The organism is Hydrococcus rivularis NIES-593 (assembly GCF_001904635.1).
Classification (GTDB): domain Bacteria; phylum Cyanobacteriota; class Cyanobacteriia; order Cyanobacteriales; family Microcystaceae; genus Hydrococcus; species Hydrococcus rivularis.
The window spans coordinates 15,389-36,074 of record NZ_MRCB01000018.1 but is presented as its reverse complement, the minus strand read 5'-3'; the positions used below and the strand labels follow the sequence as shown (position 1 = coordinate 36,074).

Annotated in this window: 16 protein-coding genes; 6 read left to right on the top strand and 10 right to left on the bottom strand. The window is 45.9% G+C overall.

Going from position 1 to position 20,686, the window contains the following annotated elements; genetic code table 11:
• Positions 1-28: 28 nt before the first annotated feature.
• Positions 29-202, bottom strand: coding sequence for a hypothetical protein (locus NIES593_RS24250; RefSeq protein WP_175561144.1), 174 nt, complete (start codon positions 200-202; stop codon positions 29-31).
• 49 nt (positions 203-251) lie between these two features.
• Here NIES593_RS24250 and NIES593_RS14840 point away from each other — a divergent pair, with 49 nt between their 5' ends.
• Positions 252-1,091, top strand: a complete 840-nt coding sequence (locus NIES593_RS14840; RefSeq protein WP_073600323.1) for a DNA adenine methylase — start codon at positions 252-254, stop codon at positions 1,089-1,091.
• A 104-nt stretch (positions 1,092-1,195) separates the two neighbouring features.
• Here the strand turns inward: NIES593_RS14840 and NIES593_RS14835 are convergent, their stop codons facing one another.
• The 4 genes from NIES593_RS14835 to rimI all read right to left on the bottom strand — a co-directional run bounded on the left by NIES593_RS14835 (position 1,196) and on the right by rimI (position 6,110).
• Entirely contained in the window at positions 1,196-1,831 is a 636-nt protein-coding gene (locus tag NIES593_RS14835) for a MarR family winged helix-turn-helix transcriptional regulator (protein WP_073600322.1), read from the bottom strand.
• 23 nt (positions 1,832-1,854) lie between these two features.
• Positions 1,855-2,364 (bottom strand): HPP family protein, encoded by a 510-nt coding sequence (locus tag NIES593_RS24895; RefSeq protein WP_425432541.1) that lies wholly within the window; start codon positions 2,362-2,364, stop codon positions 1,855-1,857.
• A gap of 466 nt (positions 2,365-2,830) precedes the next feature.
• Positions 2,831-5,296, bottom strand: a complete 2,466-nt coding sequence (locus NIES593_RS14825; RefSeq protein WP_073600321.1) for an ATP-dependent Clp protease ATP-binding subunit — start codon at positions 5,294-5,296, stop codon at positions 2,831-2,833.
• 160 nt (positions 5,297-5,456) lie between these two features.
• Positions 5,457-6,110 (bottom strand): ribosomal protein S18-alanine N-acetyltransferase, encoded by a 654-nt coding sequence (rimI, locus tag NIES593_RS14820; RefSeq protein WP_073600320.1) that lies wholly within the window; start codon positions 6,108-6,110, stop codon positions 5,457-5,459.
• A gap of 1,058 nt (positions 6,111-7,168) precedes the next feature.
• Here rimI and lysA point away from each other — a divergent pair.
• The 4 genes from lysA to NIES593_RS14800 all read left to right on the top strand — a co-directional run bounded on the left by lysA (position 7,169) and on the right by NIES593_RS14800 (position 10,804).
• Positions 7,169-8,608 carry a diaminopimelate decarboxylase gene (gene lysA, locus NIES593_RS14815; protein ID WP_073600319.1) on the top strand — a complete coding sequence of 480 codons (1,440 nt, stop codon included), beginning with the start codon at positions 7,169-7,171 and terminating at the stop codon, positions 8,606-8,608.
• Between the two features lie 148 nt (positions 8,609-8,756).
• A complete protein-coding gene (gene cdaA, locus NIES593_RS14810) occupies positions 8,757-9,674 on the top strand; it encodes a diadenylate cyclase CdaA (RefSeq protein WP_073600318.1) in 918 nt (305 codons plus the stop codon).
• Positions 9,671-10,420, top strand: a complete 750-nt coding sequence (gene uppS / locus NIES593_RS14805; RefSeq protein WP_073600317.1) for a polyprenyl diphosphate synthase — start codon at positions 9,671-9,673, stop codon at positions 10,418-10,420. The genes cdaA and uppS overlap by 4 nt, the downstream gene beginning before the upstream one ends.
• A 39-nt stretch (positions 10,421-10,459) precedes the next feature.
• Positions 10,460-10,804 carry a hypothetical protein gene (locus NIES593_RS14800; RefSeq protein WP_073600316.1) on the top strand — a complete coding sequence of 115 codons (345 nt, stop codon included), beginning with the start codon at positions 10,460-10,462 and terminating at the stop codon, positions 10,802-10,804.
• Positions 10,805-10,838: 34 nt separating this feature from the next.
• Here the strand turns inward: NIES593_RS14800 and NIES593_RS14795 are convergent, their stop codons facing one another.
• The 5 genes from NIES593_RS14795 to NIES593_RS14775 all read right to left on the bottom strand — a co-directional run bounded on the left by NIES593_RS14795 (position 10,839) and on the right by NIES593_RS14775 (position 19,756).
• The gene (locus NIES593_RS14795; RefSeq protein WP_073600315.1) at positions 10,839-11,063 is read right to left on the bottom strand and encodes a hypothetical protein; all 225 of its coding nucleotides are present in this window, start codon (positions 11,061-11,063) and stop codon (positions 10,839-10,841) included.
• Positions 11,060-12,823 carry a S8 family peptidase gene (locus tag NIES593_RS14790; protein ID WP_073600314.1) on the bottom strand — a complete coding sequence of 588 codons (1,764 nt, stop codon included), beginning with the start codon at positions 12,821-12,823 and terminating at the stop codon, positions 11,060-11,062. The genes NIES593_RS14795 and NIES593_RS14790 overlap by 4 nt, the downstream gene beginning before the upstream one ends.
• A gap of 131 nt (positions 12,824-12,954) precedes the next feature.
• Positions 12,955-14,754 (bottom strand): EAL domain-containing protein, encoded by a 1,800-nt coding sequence (locus NIES593_RS14785; RefSeq protein ID WP_073600313.1) that lies wholly within the window; start codon positions 14,752-14,754, stop codon positions 12,955-12,957.
• A gap of 322 nt (positions 14,755-15,076) precedes the next feature.
• Entirely contained in the window at positions 15,077-17,176 is a 2,100-nt protein-coding gene (locus NIES593_RS14780) for an EAL domain-containing protein (RefSeq protein ID WP_073600312.1), read from the bottom strand.
• Between the two features lie 87 nt (positions 17,177-17,263).
• A complete protein-coding gene (locus NIES593_RS14775; RefSeq protein ID WP_073600311.1) occupies positions 17,264-19,756 on the bottom strand; it encodes an EAL domain-containing protein in 2,493 nt (830 codons plus the stop codon).
• A 160-nt stretch (positions 19,757-19,916) separates the two neighbouring features.
• On the opposite strand from NIES593_RS14775, the gene NIES593_RS14770 reads away from it, so the two are divergent.
• Positions 19,917-20,678, top strand: coding sequence for a GAF domain-containing protein (locus NIES593_RS14770; RefSeq protein WP_073600310.1), 762 nt, complete (start codon positions 19,917-19,919; stop codon positions 20,676-20,678).
• Positions 20,679-20,686: the final 8 nt, after the last annotated feature.

Below are 20,686 nucleotides of genomic sequence, written 5' to 3'. Positions count from 1 at the left end.
AGCAAATAATTAACCTGAGTTGAGATTATTAAAGCTTTTTCGCCTCGTCAACTATGCCGATCGCGTACAGAGATTTCTCTGGATAGTCAGAAAACTCGTCGTTGAGAATGCGATCGCACCCTGTCAATGCTTCTCTCAGTTCCGCTTTTTCCCAACATGCGACAGCCCATGAATGAGACGCGATCGCTCTGTCTGCTGACAAAATTATCTATAATCCTTGACAGACTAAGAGAGGAGTTCGATCGCATCAATTGAAGATTAGAGAAATAGACATAAATATTCAAGCTAAACCTTTCGTTAAATGGGTTGGTGGTAAAACTCAACTGCTGAGCGAACTAACAGCAAGAATTCCTCGCGATTTCTCTCGATATTTTGAACCGTTTGTGGGTGGCGGGGCATTATTTTTTCATCTTTTACCAGAGCAATCCGTTCTCATCGATATCAACGAGGAATTGACCTTAACTTACAGAGTCATTAGAGAGCGAGTTGAAGAACTGATTGCCGATCTAAAGCAACACATTTACGAAAAAGACTACTATTACCAAATCAGAAATATCGATCGCACCGACGAATATAAGTCTTGGTCAGCAGTAAAAAAAGCAAGCCGACTGATCTACTTAAATAAAACCTGTTTTAACGGATTATACCGCGTGAACTCTAAAGGTCAATTTAATACGCCTATGGGGAAGTATAAAAATCCCAAGATTGTTGACGAGACTAATTTAAGAGCTTGTAGCCAAGCACTTCAAAAAGCGCAGATTATCACTGGTTCATTCCTTAAAGTTGAAGAAAAAATTACCAGGGACGATTTTGTCTATTTCGATCCTCCCTATGCCCCGCTAAACGCTACGTCTAACTTTACAGGATACAGTCAGGATGGGTTCGATTTAGCGATGCAATCGAGCCTGCGAGATCTGTGCGATCGCCTTGATGCTAAGGGCGTTCGATTTATGGTTTCTAACTCCAACGCCCCACTGATTCTCGATCTCTACAACCATTACAAAATCGAGTTTGTCTATGCAACCAGAGCGATTAATTCTAAAGGTTATAAGCGAGGTAAAATTCCTGAAGTGATAATTACCAACTATTAAAAAGAATATTAATATTTTTTCTCTAGAAGAGTTTATTCTTTGGGCAAATAAGACTCTTCAGTAAAAATTCCTTAAATTACAGGTAGCGTAGTCGTTTAAAGCTGTCAATCTCTTGAATTAATCATAATTTGATCGGGGCAGTCGATTTGCAAATGGCGATCGCCGAAAGGAGCATCGACCAATGCACAATGATGGGGGCGATCGCTATTAGGATAGCGATTGGGCTGGAAAAAACGGCAAGTCACGCACATTTTCGAAATGGGAATTTGACCTGCTTCTTGTAGCTTGCGAATCATTTTAATCAGTCCCCGCAAGAAAACTGTTTGCTCCAATTCCGACAGTTCTCCCACAGCATCTAGTAACAAGTCAGACCAGCAAGCGGTTTTAATGGCTAGCTGTTGTCCTTTCGCAGTCAGGGTAATTGCGATCGCCCGTTTATCTTCTGGCGATGGTTTTTTTTGCACTAAGCCTTTTTCTACTAATACCCGTACCGCATCACTGGCAGTCGCTGGCGTTACGGCTAAACCTTCCGCCACAGCAGACAAACCCATTCCTTCATGCCCTTTTGTTTGTAACAACGAGAGAATTTGAACTTGAGTTGGGGAGAGTCCATACCGTCCGGCATCTTGCCAAGATTGACTTTTGAGGGCAAGACTCACTTTAGATAGCCCGACTAGAATCCGTTGTTCCGTAGAGTCGTGACAAAAGTCAGAAGGGTTGTTAGATTCATTTGTACTCATAGGGGTTGGCAGTCACGAACTATTCATAACCAATGTCTGGGATAGCTTCTACCAGGTGCTGTGTTATTGAATACAAAAGTCCACAAGACCATAATAACGGAGCCAACAAACACGGGAGTAAACAAAAAACTCCAAGATGCATTGCTCATTACACCCACCAAAGCAACCGCGCCACCTGGTGGGTGAAGGGTTCTCGTTAGTTTCATCAGCTTGATAGCGGTTGCCACGGCTAAACCCATAACCCAAGGCTCCGAACCACAATATTGGACTAACACGATACTCACCAACGCCCCCAGACAATTCCCGCCAATCACGTTACGGGGTTGAGCTAGAGGACTTTCAGGTATGCCATATACTAGAACTGCTGTTGCCCCAAAAGGTGCAGCAATTAACGGATAGTGGGTATAAAGAGAAAGATAAGCCAACAGTTCAATTGCCACCAGACTGCCAAGCCAAGAAATGAGAGCCTGAGCAAAGGAAAACCGAGGTTGATAGGCGCAACCTCGGCGATAAGATTTACGGGAATGAACTATTAATCTTCGATATGCCTTAATGTCTCTGAAAAACTTATTTTTCCTTTTGTTCGAAGGAGTTGAGGTTTGGTGGGGGATCGGGCTTGGTTGCTGACTGAGTGAAGAAAATTTTGATAGCAGACTTTTCAAGTGCTGCCGTAACACAGATAAAAAATTAATTTTCATTGTTTTCGAGCAGGCAGAAGCTCCAAATCTTAATCAGCATGGTAGAAAACTACTTTTTTTATAAATCCTTTGGGATAATAGTTAGGACTCCTAAATATTATTCAGATTGTTGCTAGTGTGTCAAGAAGTCACTGGCTTGTTTGACAACGCCTTCTTTTCCATTAAGTTTAAGTAATGAAAAATATTAGCTCAAAAGCTTAAAATGCGACCCGTGTTAAAAAACGGTAAGAGAAATTCAACTCCTACCGTTTTTAAATTAACTATTAAGGTTAGGCTTGTAGCTAAAAGCGCGATCGCAACCTCAATCAGTTGCTTGAGCTAAAAGCTGCTGCCTTTCGCCAAGAACGATCTTCACTTTGCCTTCCTCGTCGATATCGGCGACAGCTGTATCTCCTTCCTGGATGCGACCGGAAAGGATTTCTTCAGCCAGCACGTCTTCTAACAGACGCATAATAGCTCGACGTAAGGGTCTTGCCCCATAAGCGGGGTTGTAACCTTCTTCGACCAGACGTTCTTTGAACTTCTCGGTTACTTCTAGGTTGATATTTTGTTCCGTCAGTCGTGCAAAGACCTGCTTGAGGAGGATATCGGCGATTTGCTTGACCTCTTCCTTGGTCAGTTGACGGAAGACAATGATTTCGTCGATCCGGTTGAGGAATTCAGGACGGAAGTACTGTTTGAGTTCCTCGTTAACTAAGGAGCGAATCCGATTGTATTGGGCTTCGGCTTGGTCTACTTCAAACTCGAATCCCAAGCGATCGCCGCCTTTTTCAATCACCTTCGAGCCGATGTTCGAGGTCATGATTAGCAGCGTATTTTTGAAGTCTACCGTCCGACCTTTGGCATCGGTCAAACGACCGTCTTCGAGGATTTGCAGCAACATGTTGAAGACATCGGGATGCGCCTTTTCGATTTCGTCGAAGAGAACGACAGTATAAGGACGGCGACGCACGGCTTCGGTAAGTTGACCGCCTTCATTATACCCGACATATCCCGGCGGCGAACCGATCAGCTTGGATACGGTATGGCGTTCCATGTACTCCGACATATCCAGACGGATCATTGCCTCTTCGGAACCGAAGAAGTAAGCAGCCAAGGCCTTGGTCAGTTCTGTCTTACCGACTCCCGTAGGACCGGAGAAGATGAAGCTAGCAATGGGTCGGTTGGGGTTCTTCAGACCGACTCTGGCGCGACGAATGGCGCGAGACACGGCTTTGACGGCATCTTCTTGACCGATGAGACGCTGGTGCAAGGTATCTTCCATGTGCAGCAGCTTCTCGGATTCGGTTTCTGTGAGCTTGTTAACCGGAACGCCAGTCCAAGAGGCGACGATGTTGGCGATTTCTTCTGCGGTGACGACGGGTTCGTCTCCTTCGCCTTCGTTCTTCTTAGAAGAGGCGATCGCCCGAATTTGTGCCTTGATTTCCATTTCGCGATCGCGCAGTTCTCCCGCGCGATCGAAGTCCTGCGCCCTAACTGCATCGTCTTTTTGCTTGAGGATCTGACGCAGTTCTTTATCGAGTTCCTTAGCGGCTGGGGGCAGTTGCGAGTTGATCAAGCGCACGCGCGATCCGGCTTCGTCGATGAGGTCGATCGCTTTATCTGGCAGATAGCGATCGCTGATGTAGCGATCCGAAAGCTTGGCTGCTGCCTCTAATGCCTCGTCCAAAATCTTCAGCTTGTGGTGTTGTTCGTAGCGCTCTCTCAAGCCGTAGAGGATTTCGATCGTCTCTTCTACGGAAGGTTCGCCCACCATCACTGGCTGGAAGCGTCGCTCTAGCGCTGCATCGCGTTCGATGTGCTTGCGGTACTCGTCGAGGGTGGTCGCGCCGATGCATTGCAATTCTCCTCTCGCCAGAGCGGGTTTGAGGATATTTGCCGCGTCGATCGCGCCTTCGGCAGCACCTGCGCCAATTAGGGTATGAACTTCGTCAATTACCAGAATCACGTTTCCGGCTTGACGGATTTCGTCCATAATTTTCTTGAGGCGCTCTTCAAATTCTCCGCGATACTTGGTTCCGGCGACCAGCAAGCCAATATCGAGCGTGACGACTCGCTTGTCTTCTAGGATATCCGGAACGTCCTTGTTGGCGATGCGCTGTGCCAGACCTTCTGCGATCGCGGTCTTTCCTACCCCCGGTTCGCCAATGAGAACGGGATTGTTCTTGGTACGGCGACCTAAAATCTGGATCACGCGCTCGATTTCTTTTTGCCGTCCTACAACGGGATCTAGCTTGCCCTCGCTTGCCATTTGAGTGAGGTTAGAGCCAAATTCGTCCAAGGTTGGCGTTTTCGTGCGTCCTTGAGCGCCCGGTGTCGTCGAAACTTCAGCCGTTTCGCCCAGCATCCGAATCACCTGAGTCCGAACTTTGGCGAGGTCAACTCCTAGATTTTCCAAAACTCTAGCGGCAACCCCTTCTCCTTCCCGAATCAAGCCGAGAAGTAAGTGTTCTGTGCCGATGTAGTTGTGACCGAGTTGACGAGCCTCTTCGAGGGAAAGTTCGAGAACTCTCTTGGCTCTTGGGGTGAACGGAATTTCCACCGCCACGAAACCGGACCCGCGACCAATGATCTTTTCGACTTCAATTCGGGCATCTTTGAGATTGACCCCCATAGATTTTAGAACTTTGGCGGCGACGCCAGTTCCTTCGCCAATTAACCCAAGAAGGATTTGCTCCGTGCCTACGAAATTATGTCCCAAGCGACGAGCTTCTTCTTGGGCGAGCATGATCACCTTTATAGCTTTTTCTGTGAAGCGTTCAAACATAACCTATATCCATCACCTGCTGCTTGCCCGTGTAAGCTGATTTTAGCAAAAGTCTTTTGAAAAATCTGTTGGTTTATTACTTATCGGCGAACTCTCGTTAATAAGTCGTTCTCCGCGAACAGTTAGTTTCTAGTTCCTTCTCTTGGTTTCTCTGTTGTCTTTACGTTTCCTCCTTAAGCGTCCAGTGATTTTGGGCGAGGCGAGCGCCAACTCGTTCGTGCCATATTTCTAGTTCTTTAGAGAATTCTGGTCGATGCAAATTGCCTCGCCAGAGAATTAGAGCATCTTCCCCTGTTTTTTGATAGTAATTTTTGCGTCGTCCTGCTACTTTAAAACCAAATTTTTTGTAAAGAAATATGGCTACTTGATTGGATACTCTAACTTCTAATGTAGCGCGTTCCAGTTTGCGCTTGCATGCGTCTTTTAGCAAAGCGTACAGCAGTAGTTGTCCTAGTCCTTGTCTTTGATAGTCTGGATGAATCATCAACAAGGTAATGTGAGCTTCTTCTAAAATTGCCCAAAAGCAACCGAATCCGATTATTGATTCCTCAGAGGCGATTGTAGATACAGAGGAAGGGGAGGATGAAGAGGCAGGGAGACGAGGAGATAAGGATGCTAAGGGATGGGATGATAAAAGAGTCTTATCTTCTTGTCTTGCACGATCTAGGACTGATAAGGCTATTAGGCTGCTATTAGGACTGGCTAATTCTCGCTGATATCCTTCTAACGTCCACAGTCCGCCCAAACAAAGTCGATCCAGTTCGAGTACCTGTGTGAGCTGTTCGGTTTGAGGAGGTTTGAGCTTGAGTTCCATCGATAACACATTTTTCGGTCAATGTTCTCAGTACAATTGTACTTTAAAGTTTTCAGAGGAAGTAAACGAGTCTGAGCCACAGCTCTTTTGAGTAATTACATTTCTTATGAAAAAAACGACTATCAAAAAAATTACACTATTTTTCGATTTAAATTACGAAATTATATCAATCAATATTATTTTTAGCATTCATATTTTTATAACCAAAATAAATCTTTAATAAGATATCTCTATACAAAAAAACTGTTTTTTTAAAAAAGTAAATTGAGAAACAAATTAAATATAAAAAATATTGCGAGAAGAGTTTTACTGACAGGTTTTAAATTTAAAAAATAGTGAGAGCGATTCACAAGACTCTCCCAAGAATTATATTTTAAGCGAATAAGTATACGGTTAAAGCAGAATTAGTTTGGAAAGGATGGCTAACTTAAAAACATCTTATTGCACTTTTGAGTTAGATGAAAGACGAAATTTTTATCGATTGGGAAAAGGGTCTTCGCGAAGCGGGGAAAGGTTAAAGGGAAAAAATAATTATTAATTATATATAGCATCTGGTCAGAATTTATCATGATTGCGGAACACATTTTTGCGATCGAATCTTTTACCACTGTCTTCACTAGGGAAAACGTATAATTCTAATATGAAAGTTGGCTTGATTCACACTTTAGTTTTGCTAGAGAAAGTCATGAAATCTCGGCTGGAACTGCCATTTATACTGATACTGATAGATATAGTAAAAAAGCTATTTTGCTAATTCTTGGTGGACTGCTCTAAATTTTAGAGCTAGTTTGATTTACTTAAAGTTCGGTCGGGATGGAACTATTTAAGCTGTTTTTCTGTCTCTTACTAAAAGTGGCGATCGCATAAAAATAGAAATTATTTATGTGCTCTATCCTTTTTAATTCCTATGATTTTGCCAAGAGAGGCAAGGTTCGATTGTACACTAAAGAACGGGGCACTTTCTGTCTCCCGACTGTCGGCCGCGAATTTAGCCGCTCGCCGCTAACCGGCCGATAAAAAGTTGCAATCGAACACTAATCGACTGACAAGATTATCCTATGATATCAACGGATCTCGGAACGCAGAATTCTGGACAACGATACTTGCCACAACCAACGGCAGAGCTAACGTCAAGATCGCCCAATCAAGAATTACTACCTCTCACTGCCAAAGTCAACAGTCGTGACTGTCTAGAAATCGGCGGCTGCGATCTCGTTACCTTAGTAGAGCAATTTGGTTCTCCTTTGTATGTTTTAGATGAATTTACTCTAAGAACCGCTTGCCGTCAGTATCGAGATGCCTTCAAGCAGTATTATAGCGGCGAATCTCAAGTCATTTATGCATCTAAAGCTTGGAGTTGTCTGGCTGTTTGCAGTATCGTTGCCAGTGAGGGATTAGGATTCGATGTGGTTTCGGGGGGAGAACTGTATACAACCCTACAGGCACTCGAACAGATGGGCATAAAAGAGCGTGCGGGAGATAAAATTTACCTGCACGGAAATAATAAGTCGGTTGCCGAACTAGAGTTTGCGATCGCGACCAACTGCACAATTATTATCGACAATTGGCTGGAATTAGAAACGCTGGCCAAATTAGGCGCAAATACCCAAAAACCGATTCGCGCGATGCTGCGGCTGACACCCGGAATCGAGTGCCACACCCACGAGTATATTCGCACCGGACACCTAGACAGCAAATTTGGCTTCGATCCCAACCAACTAGAAGCCGTCTTTACCTATGTGAGCCAGCAACCGAAGCTCGATTGTATCGGCTTACACGCTCATATCGGCTCGCAAATTTTTGAGCGCCAACCCCATCAAGACTTGGCAGAAGTCTTGGTAGAGTGGTCGAAAAAAGCAAGCGAATATGGCTTGTCCGTCCGAGAATTAAACATTGGCGGAGGATTGGGAATTTGCTACACAGAAGCAGACGATCCTTCCAGTATCGAGGAATGGGTTAAAGCTGCCGCTCAAGCAGTTGAGAAGGCTTGCAAAGCCCAGCAGTTGCCCTTGCCAAAATTAATTGCCGAACCGGGGCGTTCGCTAATTGGTTCGGCTTGCGTCACGGCTTATACCATTGGTAGCCGCAAGGAAGTTCCTGAAATTCGCACTTATATAGCCGTCGATGGCGGCATGTCAGACAACCCGCGTCCGATTACCTATCAGTCGCTCTATCGAACTGTTGTAGCCAATCGGATGTCAGCGCCTTTGGAAGAGACTGTGACTATTGCTGGCAAACACTGCGAATCGGGAGATATTCTGATTAAAGATGCTCGATTGCCCAAGACGCGATCGGGAGATATTCTGGTCGTAATGGGCACGGGAGCGTATAACTATAGTATGGCTTCCAATTACAATCGCTTGCCCCGTCCGGCAGCCGTTTTGGTCAATGAAGGAGAAGCCAATCTAATTCTTGAGCGAGAAACTTACGAGGATCTCATTCGACAAGATCGCCTACCAGCCAGATTAGTGGAAGATACTTCGTCCACGCATTTTTAAGGTGAAAGGGTGGCGTGCGCTTTCTAGAAGCATACTTTCAGACCCCCTCGTTGGGAAAGATCTCCTGGATTGGGCGATCGATCGCATTCCTCCTACTTCGCCAACCTTTACTAATTCATAATTCATTCTCTAAAATTCATCATTACCCATGTCGGGTTCTGCTCCTGGTCAAAGCTGGATTGTATCTTGGCTAATCCATAACGGTCTCGATATTGGATTAGTCCTAATACTCACTTATCTAATGCTCCTCATTATTGGAGAGCGGCGAACCCTATGGATGGTGCGAGGACTCATTATTTTAATGTTGGCAGCAGTACTTAGCGAGCGACTTAAGCTAGAACTGCTCAAGTTTGTACTGGAGAAGCTAGTGCTAGGAGCGGCTGTCGCCATGGCAGTGATCTTCCAGTCAGAATTCCGTCGATTTTTGGAGTTGTTAGGACGAGGACAGATTCTCCAATTGTTTCAGCGCCAGCGTTCTCTGCCCAAACCCAACAACGTAATCGATGAAATTGTCGATGCTGTCAAAGAACTTTCGCAAAATCGAACCGGAGCTTTAATGGTTCTCGAAACATCAGGAACTATCGATATGCGAGTATTTGTGAATCCGGGGGTAAGTCTCAATGGTGAAGTTTCTAAAGAACTTTTGCAAACCATTTTTCAACCCAAAACCCTACTCCACGATGGAGCCGTTTTTATTCGCGGCTCTCGCATTGTTTCGGCTGGCGTAATTTTACCGCTGTCGGAACGTACTGCCTCGCGGCAGTTGGGGACGCGCCACCGCGCAGCGATGGGAATTACCGAGCGAGTTGAAAATTGTATTTGTGTAGTCGTATCGGAAGAAACGGGTTCGATTTCTTTAGCAGAGAGGGGCAATCTCAACCGACCCTTAACTAGCAGTAAACTCAAAGAGCTATTAGAGGAGAGGTTTTCTCCATCAGTAGAGAGAGAAGTCGTTGTTGCGCCTAGTTTGGGCGTATTAAGCCGTACAATTGGCTTACAAGGACGAATATTATTAGAGCGTATATTTCATCTTCCGTCATCGAAGTCAAAAGAACAGAAGAAATGACAACTAAGCCAATCGCGTTACAAGAGTTACCTGCCGATCTCGATAAAAGTCGTTTGCCTGGGCACGTTGCAGTCATTATGGATGGCAACGGTCGCTGGGCAAAGCAGCGAGGACTTCCCCGAATTATGGGACATCAAAGAGGGGTAGATACCTTGAAAGATTTGCTGCGTTGCTGTAGGGATTGGGGCGTTCCAGCGCTCACAGCTTATGCGTTTTCAACGGAAAATTGGGGACGACCGCTCGAAGAAGTCGAGTTTCTTATGACGCTGTTCGAGCGAGTTTTGCGCAAAGAACTCAAGGAGATGATGGAAGAAAACGTGCGCATTCGCTTTGTGGGAAATTTAGAATCGCTACCGCCATCGCTTCAGGCAGAGATCGAGCGATCGATGGAAGAAACGAAAGATAATTTAGGAATTCAGTTTACGGTGGCGACTAATTATGGCGGACGGCAGGAAATCGTCCAAGCTTGTCGGGCGATCGCGGCTAAAGTTCGGCAAGGAGCGATCGAGCCTGAAGAAATCGACGAAGCCTTAGTTGAACGCCATCTCTATACTTGTGGTCTTCCCTCTCCAGACTTACTTATCCGCACGAGCGGAGAAATGCGCATCAGTAATTTCTTGCTCTGGCAAATGGCTTATGCCGAAATTTACGTGACACCAACCCTTTGGCCCGACTTCGATCGCGCTCAATTTCACCAAGCCCTATCGGCTTATCAGCAAAGAGAGCGACGTTTTGGGAAAGTTTGAGGGAATAATCTAGAAGAAGCGAGAAAAACTCAATAACTGATGCTGACATCCCGAAAAAAAACAGTAGACGCTCCCAAACGTCTTCCCATTCTCTCAGAGGAAGAACGCATGGAACAAGAGCGCATGCGAGACGTTCTCGTGTTGCTGGAGCATTTAGTAGAACGAGAGGAGACAACCCTCAAACTTATCATAGACCGTCTCTACGATGTGGGTTCGGTTAATTTAATCAACAAAAAGTTTCCCAATCGACCCCGCCAGAGAAGGATGATGAAATCTATAGCACGCATATTCAAGCCAGTCGCGAAAATCTATGCTCTGCGTTGGGTTAAAAAAAACTGTCCGCGACTGGTTACTAATTGGTTGCAAACGAAGGTAAGGTTCTAGCCGCTAGCGACAGCCATTAGCCCCAAAATGCATCTCAGTCCAAAAATTCAAAAGCGCTTACTTCCAGAACCGGACCAATCATCGCCATGGTCATTACGTCGTCTCGAACTCGACCTTCGACTCTAACCTTGGCTCGCTCTTGACACAACTCCTGCGGGGGATCTTTGAGTTCGTAGGTTTCGCCAGCTTCGGTGACTATAGCCCAAATTCCGAAACCAAAGTCTTGCCGCGCGATCGTACCTGTAAGGGTAATACTCATGCGAGTCGTTTTTCTCCTTGACTTGCTAGATAGGCTAACCCAAAGCAGAGTAGGGCATTGACGATCAGGAAGATGCGGGCGATCGCTCCCGTCCCCAACCATAAAACAGCCGGAGACATAACAGCACTCACCGCCAGACAAGAAGCAACGCCGAGAGTCGTTCCGATGGCAAACCACTTCCACTTGGGATGTCCCAACAACAGAGCGATTAGTAGGAAGGGAATCAAGACGCTGGCAAAGAGGGGATTCAGCATCGGGGAGCCAACAATCGTATTGCCTAATTCTGGAATCGAACTACTCGCCAATCGGAAGGGCCATTGAGGGAGATCGAGGATATACACGCCTCGGAGAAAGAACAATCCAGAACTTCCTAAAATCAGTCCGCTATTGAGCGACCAACTCCAACCCAGGTAATTGCGCAAAAACCAATAGAGTAGATAAGACCCTATCACCATCAGAATTTTAGGCAACAGCGCCACCACCCCGCCATCAATCCAGAAACGAGGATTGAGATAGCCATTATCGCGCAGCCATCGGAAAAAGTCTTTCCAAGTTATTTTACCTTTCAGGGCTAATTTGACGGCTGCCGTACTATCTAAGTGACCTGCCCCAAAATGATTGAAAGGATCTTCCGAGACAGTTCGAGCCGACTTTTGGAGGACGCTTAAGACTTCATCGGGGTTGGAGATGCCAGAAGCTTTAATCAAAGCTGCTACCCCGGCGACGTGCGGAGCTGCCATACTCGTTCCCTGAAAACCCATAAAGACGGGTTGGTTGGTTCTGGGATCGATTGTCTCTTGCAGGATTTTACCCTCATTGCTGCCACCAGGAGCTGCAATATCTACCGCTGCTCCATAGTTGGAATAAGGGGCTTTTTTTCCAGCTAAATCGGTGGCAGCAACGCCGATAACATGAGGATAGCGAGCGGGATATTCTGCCGCATTGCGGTTGGAGTTCCCCGCTGCCGCCACGATAACTACGCCTTTTTGATGGGCATAGTCAATAGCTTCTTTCATCACCAGACTTTCGCCACCGCCACCCAAGCTCATATTAATTACGTCGGCACCCCTATCTGCTGCAAAGCGAATGGCTTCAGCAATATCTAAGATGGTTCCGCTGCCGCCAGCCGATAGAACCTTAAGGGGCATAATTTTGGCTTTATAGGCAATTCCTGCTACTCCGTAATTGTTGTTGGTGGATTGGGCGATGGTTCCTGCTACGTGAGTGCCGTGACCATTGTCATCTGTGGCGTTAACTTTGTCATTTACGAAGTCGTAGCCTTCGACGAATTCCGTTTGCTGCAAGTCGGGAACGCGGCTGACTCCCGTGTCGATGACAGCAACGGTAACGCCCGCTCCTTTGGTGTCTTCCCACGCCCGTTCTATGTTAATGCTGCGGAGATTCCACTGCTTGCCGTAGTCTGGGTCGTTGGGAACTTCAAAGGCTCGATAAATATAGTTAGGTTCGATATGTTCGACAAATTTTTTCAGGGGAGAATGCCGCAAGGCTTTTAGTAATTGCTCGTCGCCTTCGAGGGTGTAGATATTGTCGCTGACAGAAAAAATGCTGTTAAGCGTGGCAGTTTTGTTATATTTTTGCGCGATCGCTTGTAATTGCTCGCTAATAACTGTCGTTGGCAGATTATCTCGAAAGTCGAGTACGATCGAGCTATATTCTCCTTTATTGGCTAATCCCTTAAAGTTTGAGAGCGCAGCCCATAGCCCGACGAGAAATAAAACCAACAACAATAGCCTTCTCATACGCTTTTTTGCCTGCTACCAAAGCGCCAGTTCGACCATTAGCATAACTCATCTGTTTGCCCAATGGTATGTTCTGTGTCTTGATTTTACTGTTTCTTTACTTTCTTATGAAATGGTTTTCCATTCGATCGCTATTTTGTAACGATCCAATGCTGGGTCAAAAACTGAGTGGCTTCCGTGTCGCTCAATGGCTTGCTGAATCGATACCCCTGTATCTCTTGACATTGAAGTCGGCGCAGTAAGTCCAGTTGCTGTTGGGTTTCTACGCCTTCTGCTACTACTCTTAGGTTAAACGCCCGTCCCAAAGCGATCGCGGCAGAAATTATCCCCGTCTTCTTCGGGTTATCTTTGAGTTTGTTGACGCACGATTGAGCAATTTTGAGTTTATTGAAAGGAAATTCTTGCAGATAGCCAATGGCAGAATACCCCGTACCAAAATCGTCGATGGCAACGGGAACTCCTAGCTGGGATAATTGATGGAAAAGCTGGCGAGCCAAGTTCCCATTTTGCACGATCGCCCTCTCTGTAATTTCCAACTCCAGCCAATAGGGTTCTAACTTGGCTTTGTCCAACACCTGAGCTACTATCTGCGTCAAATTGGGCTGTTGAAATTGTCGGGGAGACAGGTTAACTGACATGGGCAGACGGGGCAACCCAGCCGCTTGCCAAGCGCGATTTTGACGGCAGGCTGTCTGTAGTACCCACTGGTTAATGGAGACAATGAGAGACGTTTTCTCTGCCCAAGGAAGAAATTGATGGGGATAAATTATTCCCAGCTTGGGATGGTGCCATCGTATTAGGGCTTCCATGCCATAGATTTCCCCCGTGTTGATATTGACTTGGGGCTGGTAATAAAGAGAGAATTCCTCTCTTTCAAGCGCTTTGCGCAACAGCGATTCTACTCTCAATAGTTTGGGATCGATTGGGGGAGCGCTGGGCGATCGCCTACCATGGTTATTCTGTTTCTTATTGTCGTCTAAGTTATGTTCTGCGGTCTCGATCAGGGTTGCGCTATCTTCTCCATTTTGAGGATAGATGGCGATCCCGATATGACATCTGAGATAAACTTGATGTTTTTCGATGGTAAAGGGGGCTTTGAGCGTATTGAGAATTCTCTGACTGACTCTAACGGGATCGTCTGGAGTCTTAATCTGCCTCAGAAGAACCGTAAACTCGTCGCCTCCCCAGCGAGCGACAATATCGCCTGCACGCAGGCAGTCATGCAATCGTTTGGAAAACTCTTTGAGTAAGCGATCGCCAACAGAATAGCCGAACTTGTTATTAATCGTTTCAAAGTGTTCTAAATCGAGATAGATGACGGCGAGTTGCTGTTGTTTTTCTCTGGCATTCGTCAAGGCGATGGAAAGGTGTTCGTTGAATAGGGTGCGATCCGATAGCCCTGTCAACCAATCCTGGTGCGCGGGTTTGAGAATGGTGTCTTCTCCGTCCGAGGTTTCTGGTAAAGTATCCGATAGCCTCAGCGTTGCTTGGTTGTGACGGCTTTGAGCCAATTGACCATTCATCCCCGTCGCGATGCTATCGAGGGTAACAATCTCTTTGGGGTTGGGGGCTGAAATTCCGGATGCAATAACGTGATAGCTAGCATTAACATCCCCGCCAAAATTAATTAAATCTCCATCTTGGAGTTCGTGAAATAAACTTTTTTTCCCATTGACAAATATGCCATTATGACTTTGATGACCTTCTCCGTCTCCATCAATAATAAAAAAGGAATTTTTATCGGGATTGCTATGTTTTTTGAGGATTAAAGTGGCATGCCTACGGGAAATTTGTTTGGAATAGATAACAATTGAATTGCTGGAATGACGACCAATCGAATAGTGAGACTCTTCCAAAGGAATGCTCCGCCTTCCCTGTAAATCTTCAACAATTAATACATGACTAACTTGTGGGACTTGTTCCGATACCATCCCAGTCTCCTGAGTGCTGATTTTAACTGATTAGATAAACAATAAAAATCTTGTTATGCTAATTTATTCAATCGTAGAAAATTTAGGGGCTATTCGTAAGAGTTTATTGAAATTTTTACCAAATCTTTAAACTACTATGCCAAATTTTTAAATTTCTCGTGAAGCTGACTTCAGTTGCTTAAGTGATTGCGTAAAAATACTGAGAAAGATGCTAATCCAAATGCAGGGAAAGGTTAAAGAGAAAAATGTCCCTTTTCTCCTTACCCGTTACCTAGGGCTATTTCATTCTCGTATTTATGTAATCGATCTAACTCCGAATTGGTTACGCTTCCACCCGACTGCGGACTAAAAATTGAGTAGCATCTTCTGGCTTCAAAGGGCGGCTAAACCAATACCCTTGAACTTCTTCGCATTGCAGGCGTTGTAAGATTTCGAGTTGTTGGAGATTTTCCACCCCTTCTGCGACAACTCTTAAATTAAAGCTGCGTCCCGAAGCAACGATCGCCCTAACCATCGCGCTATCGTGGGGATTATCCTTTAGGATTTGGATGAGAGAGCGATCGATTTTGAGCGTATGAAAAGAAAATTTTTGCAGATAGCTAAGAGAAGTCTGCCCGGTGCCAAAATCGTCTAGAGCGAAGCGAATGCCTATCTGACGCAACGATTGAAGCGTCTGAAGAGCATAATCGAGATTGTGCGCGATCGCAGCTTCTGTAATTTCTATCTCCAGCCACTGAGGCTCCAATCTCGTTTCTTCTAGGGTTCGCATCACCATTTTGACGAAATTGGGTTGATGAAACTGGCGAAGCGAGAAATTCACGGCTACAGGCACCAATTGCAAGCCCGCTTCTTGCCAAAGGCGATTTTGCTTGCAAGCAGTCTGTAAAACCCACTCACTCAAAGGTACGATGAGGTCGGTTTCTTCAGCTAGAGGGATTAATTTGACCGGCGAAACCTGTCCTAATTCGGGATGAGACCAACGCAGAAGCGCTTCTATCCCTGTCAGCACATTGGTTTTGACATCTGCCTGGGGTTGATAGTGCAAAGACAGCTCGTTCTTGTTTAGTGCTTGGCGCAGTAGTCCTTCTAGTTTCAGCAGCAGAGAGGCTTTGGAAGCCATGCTAGAACTGTAGAATCGATAGCGATCGCGACCTTGTTCTTTAGCACGATAAAGGGCAGCATCGGCATGTTTGACGAGGGTTTCTGCATCTTGACCGTCCTGGGGATAAAGCGCGATTCCGATGCTGCTTTTGATGTATATTTGATTTTCGGAGATCTCGAAAGGCAGCTTTAATTCGTTGAGAATTCGTTGGGCGAGTTTGATTGTATCCTCGGCGCTACGAATTTGCGGCAGCAGGATCGTAAACTCGTCACCGCCCCAGCGAGCTAAAGTATCTCCTCCCCGCAGACAGGCACTCAAGCGTTTGGCAAAGCTTTGCAAGAGACGATCGCCAATTGTGTGACCGAGCGTATCGTTAATATTTTTAAACCCATCGAGATCGAGAAACATAACTGCCATCAGGTTGCGATTCCGTTTGGCATTGGCAAGAGCGATCGCGAGTTGTTCGTTAAAAAAGGCTCGGTTGGGCAGATTGGTAAGCGAGTCGTGAAAAGCTTGATACTGAAGGTTTTCTTGGGCGCGTTTTCGTTCGGTGACATCGAACAGATAACTTCTAATTAGCTTGTTTTCCGAAAGGAAGTGAACGTATTGTTCGTAAACTTCCTCCCCAACTTTTACCTCTCGCAACAGCAAGTTCCCCTCAACATTGGGCGCTTGAGCGAGCAAACCCATCAAAATCGGATGTTCGAGACTTGCCCGCTGCATGTTGCTAAATTTGATGCTGGCAGCTGGGTTGAGATAGGTGAGATTTCCCTCATAATCGATCTCGATAATGGGATTGGGACTTAGTTCGGGAAAAGAAGCCAATCGCATCAAGTCATCGCGATCGAATTGTTCGAGCTTTTCGGATTCGATCGCGGTCGATTTATAATTGTCACTCCAGGAAATCGTTGCCTCGCTCAACGACTCTACCTTGGCAGATTCGATGGGGTTGAACAAAGCAATGTCTATAGCATTGGACAGGATATAGTAACTCAGTTTTGCCTTGTTGCCGAGTAAAATGACATCGCCATGTTTGAGGTTATGGGATTCGCAACGTTTTCCATTAATCATTAAGCCATTTGTACTTTTATTTCCTTCTAAATCTCCGTCGATAATTCGATAGAAATAGCTATCGTGACGGGGAGATTTTTTGATTCGCAATAAAGTGGCATGATGGCGAGAAACAATGCGATCGTAAATGACAATATCGTTGCTTGACTCCCGACCGACCGAATAAGTCGATTGCTCCAGAACAACGATACGCCTAGCCTTTTGATCTTCGATGACTAAAACATGGCGGAAGGGCTGTAGACTTTCCATCGACGACAGATGAAGGGGAAGAGAAAGGGGTTGTCTATAGAATTCCCTGAACTGATTTCAATCTATCACTTACAAAGTTAAACGGGTTTATCCTCTGGATGCACTGCCCCCGATCAGCAATTGAGTTGCTTCGTCTTTAGACAGGGGACGACCGAACCAATACCCTTGCGCTTGTTCGCACTGAAGACTGCGCAACAAATCGAGTTGCTGCTGCGTTTCTACTCCTACGGCAACCACTCTCAAATTGAAGCCGCGTCCTAGCGCGATCGCTGCCGAGATAATCCCGCGTTCCTGGGGATTGCCCCTGAGATCGCGAATGAAGGTGCGATCGATCTTAAGGGTACGGAAAGCAAATTGCTTGAGATAGCCCAAGGATGAAAAGCCCGTGCCAAAATCGTCTAAGGCAATGCGAACCCCTAGGTTTTGCAGATCTCGCAGCGTCGTTTGCGCGACTTCTAGATTTTCTCTTAGCCTGACTTCGGTAATCTCCAACTCCAGCCATTGGGGATCGAGTCCGGTTTTGTCAACGATTCTGGCAACGACTTCAGCAAGATTCGGCTGTTTTAATTCCCTGGCGGAAAGGTTAACGCTGATGGGGATGGGAGGCAAGCCCGCCCGCTGCCAAGCCAGATTTTGCTCGCAGGCAGTTTCGATCGCCCATTTGCCGATGTGGATCATCAGGTCGGTTTTTTCCGCTAAGGGAATAAATTTAGCGGGAGAGACAACGCCCAATTCAGGGTGCTGCCAGCGCAAGAGTGCCTCCATGCCAGTCACTTCGCCCGTCGCCAGTTGCACTTGAGGCTGGTAGTTCAGATAGAATTCTTTGCGCTCCAGAGCTTGATGCAGTAGGGTTTCGAGCTTCACGATCAGGGAAGCTTCGGAGGTCATGTTGGGATTGTAGAACTGATAGTGATTTCGCCCTAGATCTTTGGTGCGATAGAGGGCAGCATCGGCATTTTTCAGCAGCGTTTCTGCATCCTCCCCGTCTTGGGGATAGACGGCAATCCCGATACTGGTTTTGATATTCAGTTGATGCTTATCGATTTCAAAGGGCTTTTTGAGAACGTCAAAAATTCTCTGGGCCAGTCTGACGGTATCGTCGGCACTTCTGATTTTCGGCAAGAGCACGGTGAATTCATCTCCGCCCCAGCGGGCGATGATATCGCCCTCTCGCACGCACGATCCCAGACGCTGAGAAAAGTTTTGCAGAAGGCGATCGCCGATGCTATGACCGAGGGTATCGTTGACGTTCTTAAACGAGTCGAGATCGAGGAACATGACTGCCATTAGTTGCTCTTGTTGTTTGGCATTATCGATCGCCGCAGCTAATTGTTTTGTAAACTGAGTACGGTTGGGGAGATTGGTCAGCGCATCGTGAAAGGCTTGATAGCGTAGCATTTCTTGCGATTTCTTTCGCTCGCTGATATCCCGCACGGCGAAGCAGAAAATCTCTTTATTGTCGTAGTTGTCGGTACGGCTGATGTTGGCTTCGACGCTAACGAAGGAACCGTCTTTTCGACGATGCTCGGACTCGGCTACGAAATGGGGTCGATCCGAACCGATTTGCTGAAGTTCGCCTTCTAGAGTTTCGCGATCGCCGCCAACGATATCGTATAGCGTCAGTTTGGACAGTTCTTCTGGGGAATATCCGAGTAAATTACAATAAGCCGGATTGGCTTCAATAATTTGTTTGGTTTGAGCGTCTACTAAGAAAATTCCTTCTGATGCTCGCTGGACTATGAATTTGTATCGTTCCTCGCTATTTTTGAAACCGACTTCGAGTTTTTTATACTTAGTAACGTCAAAAATGTAGCTTCTAATAACTTTATTGTCGATTAGATAGTGAATGTGTTGTTCAAAAATTTCGCGATCGACTTGGACTTCGCGAATTAGGGAAGTGCCTTCTCGACACTGAGATTGGGTGAGAATGTCTTTGAGAATGGGATGTTCTAGTTGTCGTTCTTGAAGGTCGGGAAACTTGACGCTAGCGGACGGATTGAGATAATTAATTTTTCCTTGAAAATCAATTTCAATAATCGGATTGGGGCTAAATTCTGCTAGAGAAGATAACCTGGCTAAATCTTTTTGATGGGCGAGTTCGGAGGGATGGGATAAGGCAATCGTCTTTTTTGCATCGATGTCATCGCTTTGGGTGTCTCGGCTAAAATTGGCGAGCGGTGGCTTAGGTCTTTCAGCTTGTTCGCCTGCTTTAAGCAAGTAAAGTTCTGAAGCGGTAGATATAATATGATAGCTCGCTTTTGATTTATTGCCAAACCAGACTAAATCCCCGTGTTTCAAGTCGTGAGAGAGGCAGCGCTTGCCATTAACGCTGATTCCATTCGTGCTTCTTTTTCCCTGCGAATCGCCGTCAACTACTCGATAAAAATAGCGATCGCTATCTTCGAGGTCGGCTACTTGAACGAGCGTGGCATGATGGCGAGAGACTTGGCGATCGTATAAAACAATGGCACAGTTAGGGTCGCGACCGATAGAATAAGTTTCGTCTTTGAGAGAGATAATGCGTCTCGACTTCTGATCTTCAATAACCAGGATATGACGAACTTCCTGCGGATTAGTCATCTTAGATTAACGGCGAGCAAGGATTACAATGATAGAGTTCCCTAAAATCCTCGATCTCTAACACTATAGAGTAGCAAAATCCTGAAGTTTTTCTTCACAAAGCCGATCCATTTGCCAAGACGATCCGAGTTTACCGGACTTTCTACCTATCGCGATAGATATGGACAATTCCAACAGCTTTATCTTACAGTTACTCGGCGTTTCCAATTTACTGGAGGAGCAAACCGATCTAGAGCAGGGTTTGCGAGAAGTTGCCTCTCTAACAGCCCAAATGCTCGACGCACAACGCTGCTCGATTATGCTGCTGTCCGAGTCGCCAACGCAAGACAATGACGGCTACTACCTGCGAGTTTTTACTCACTATGGCAACCTGCCTCAATCGGCTTACCAACAAATAACGTCGCTCAACGAGGGAATTGCTGGCTACGTCGCTGCTACGGGCACACCGCTATTGATTGAGGATATTACCCAGTCGCAATTTGTTGAGGCTGCCCGCTATCTAAATGAAGCGAATAAGAGTTTAATTTCTGCCCCCATTCCATTTGGAGAGCAGACCATTGGCGTCATTAATGTCAGCATTCCGTTAAATGGAAAAAGCTTTAAAGAGCAAGATTTAGAAACCCTCAAACTTTTTGCTTTATTTATCGGAAAATCCATTCATATTGCTCAGATGCAAGCAATCTTGCGTTCTAGATTCGTCGAGAGGGCTGTCGTTCGAGAATTGGCAGAAATTCCCTCAGAAAGTGGGATCGCGATCGCTCCCAATCCCACAAAATTAGCCAAAATCGTAGCCAAATCGTTTTATAAAGAACTCACCAAAGCGGGTTTTGGAGCCAATCAAATTATTGAAATCGCCACCGAAGTCCTCGATTTACTGCAAAAGAATATCGACCAGTATAAAAAGAGACTTTCGCGGGAGTGACCGAACGC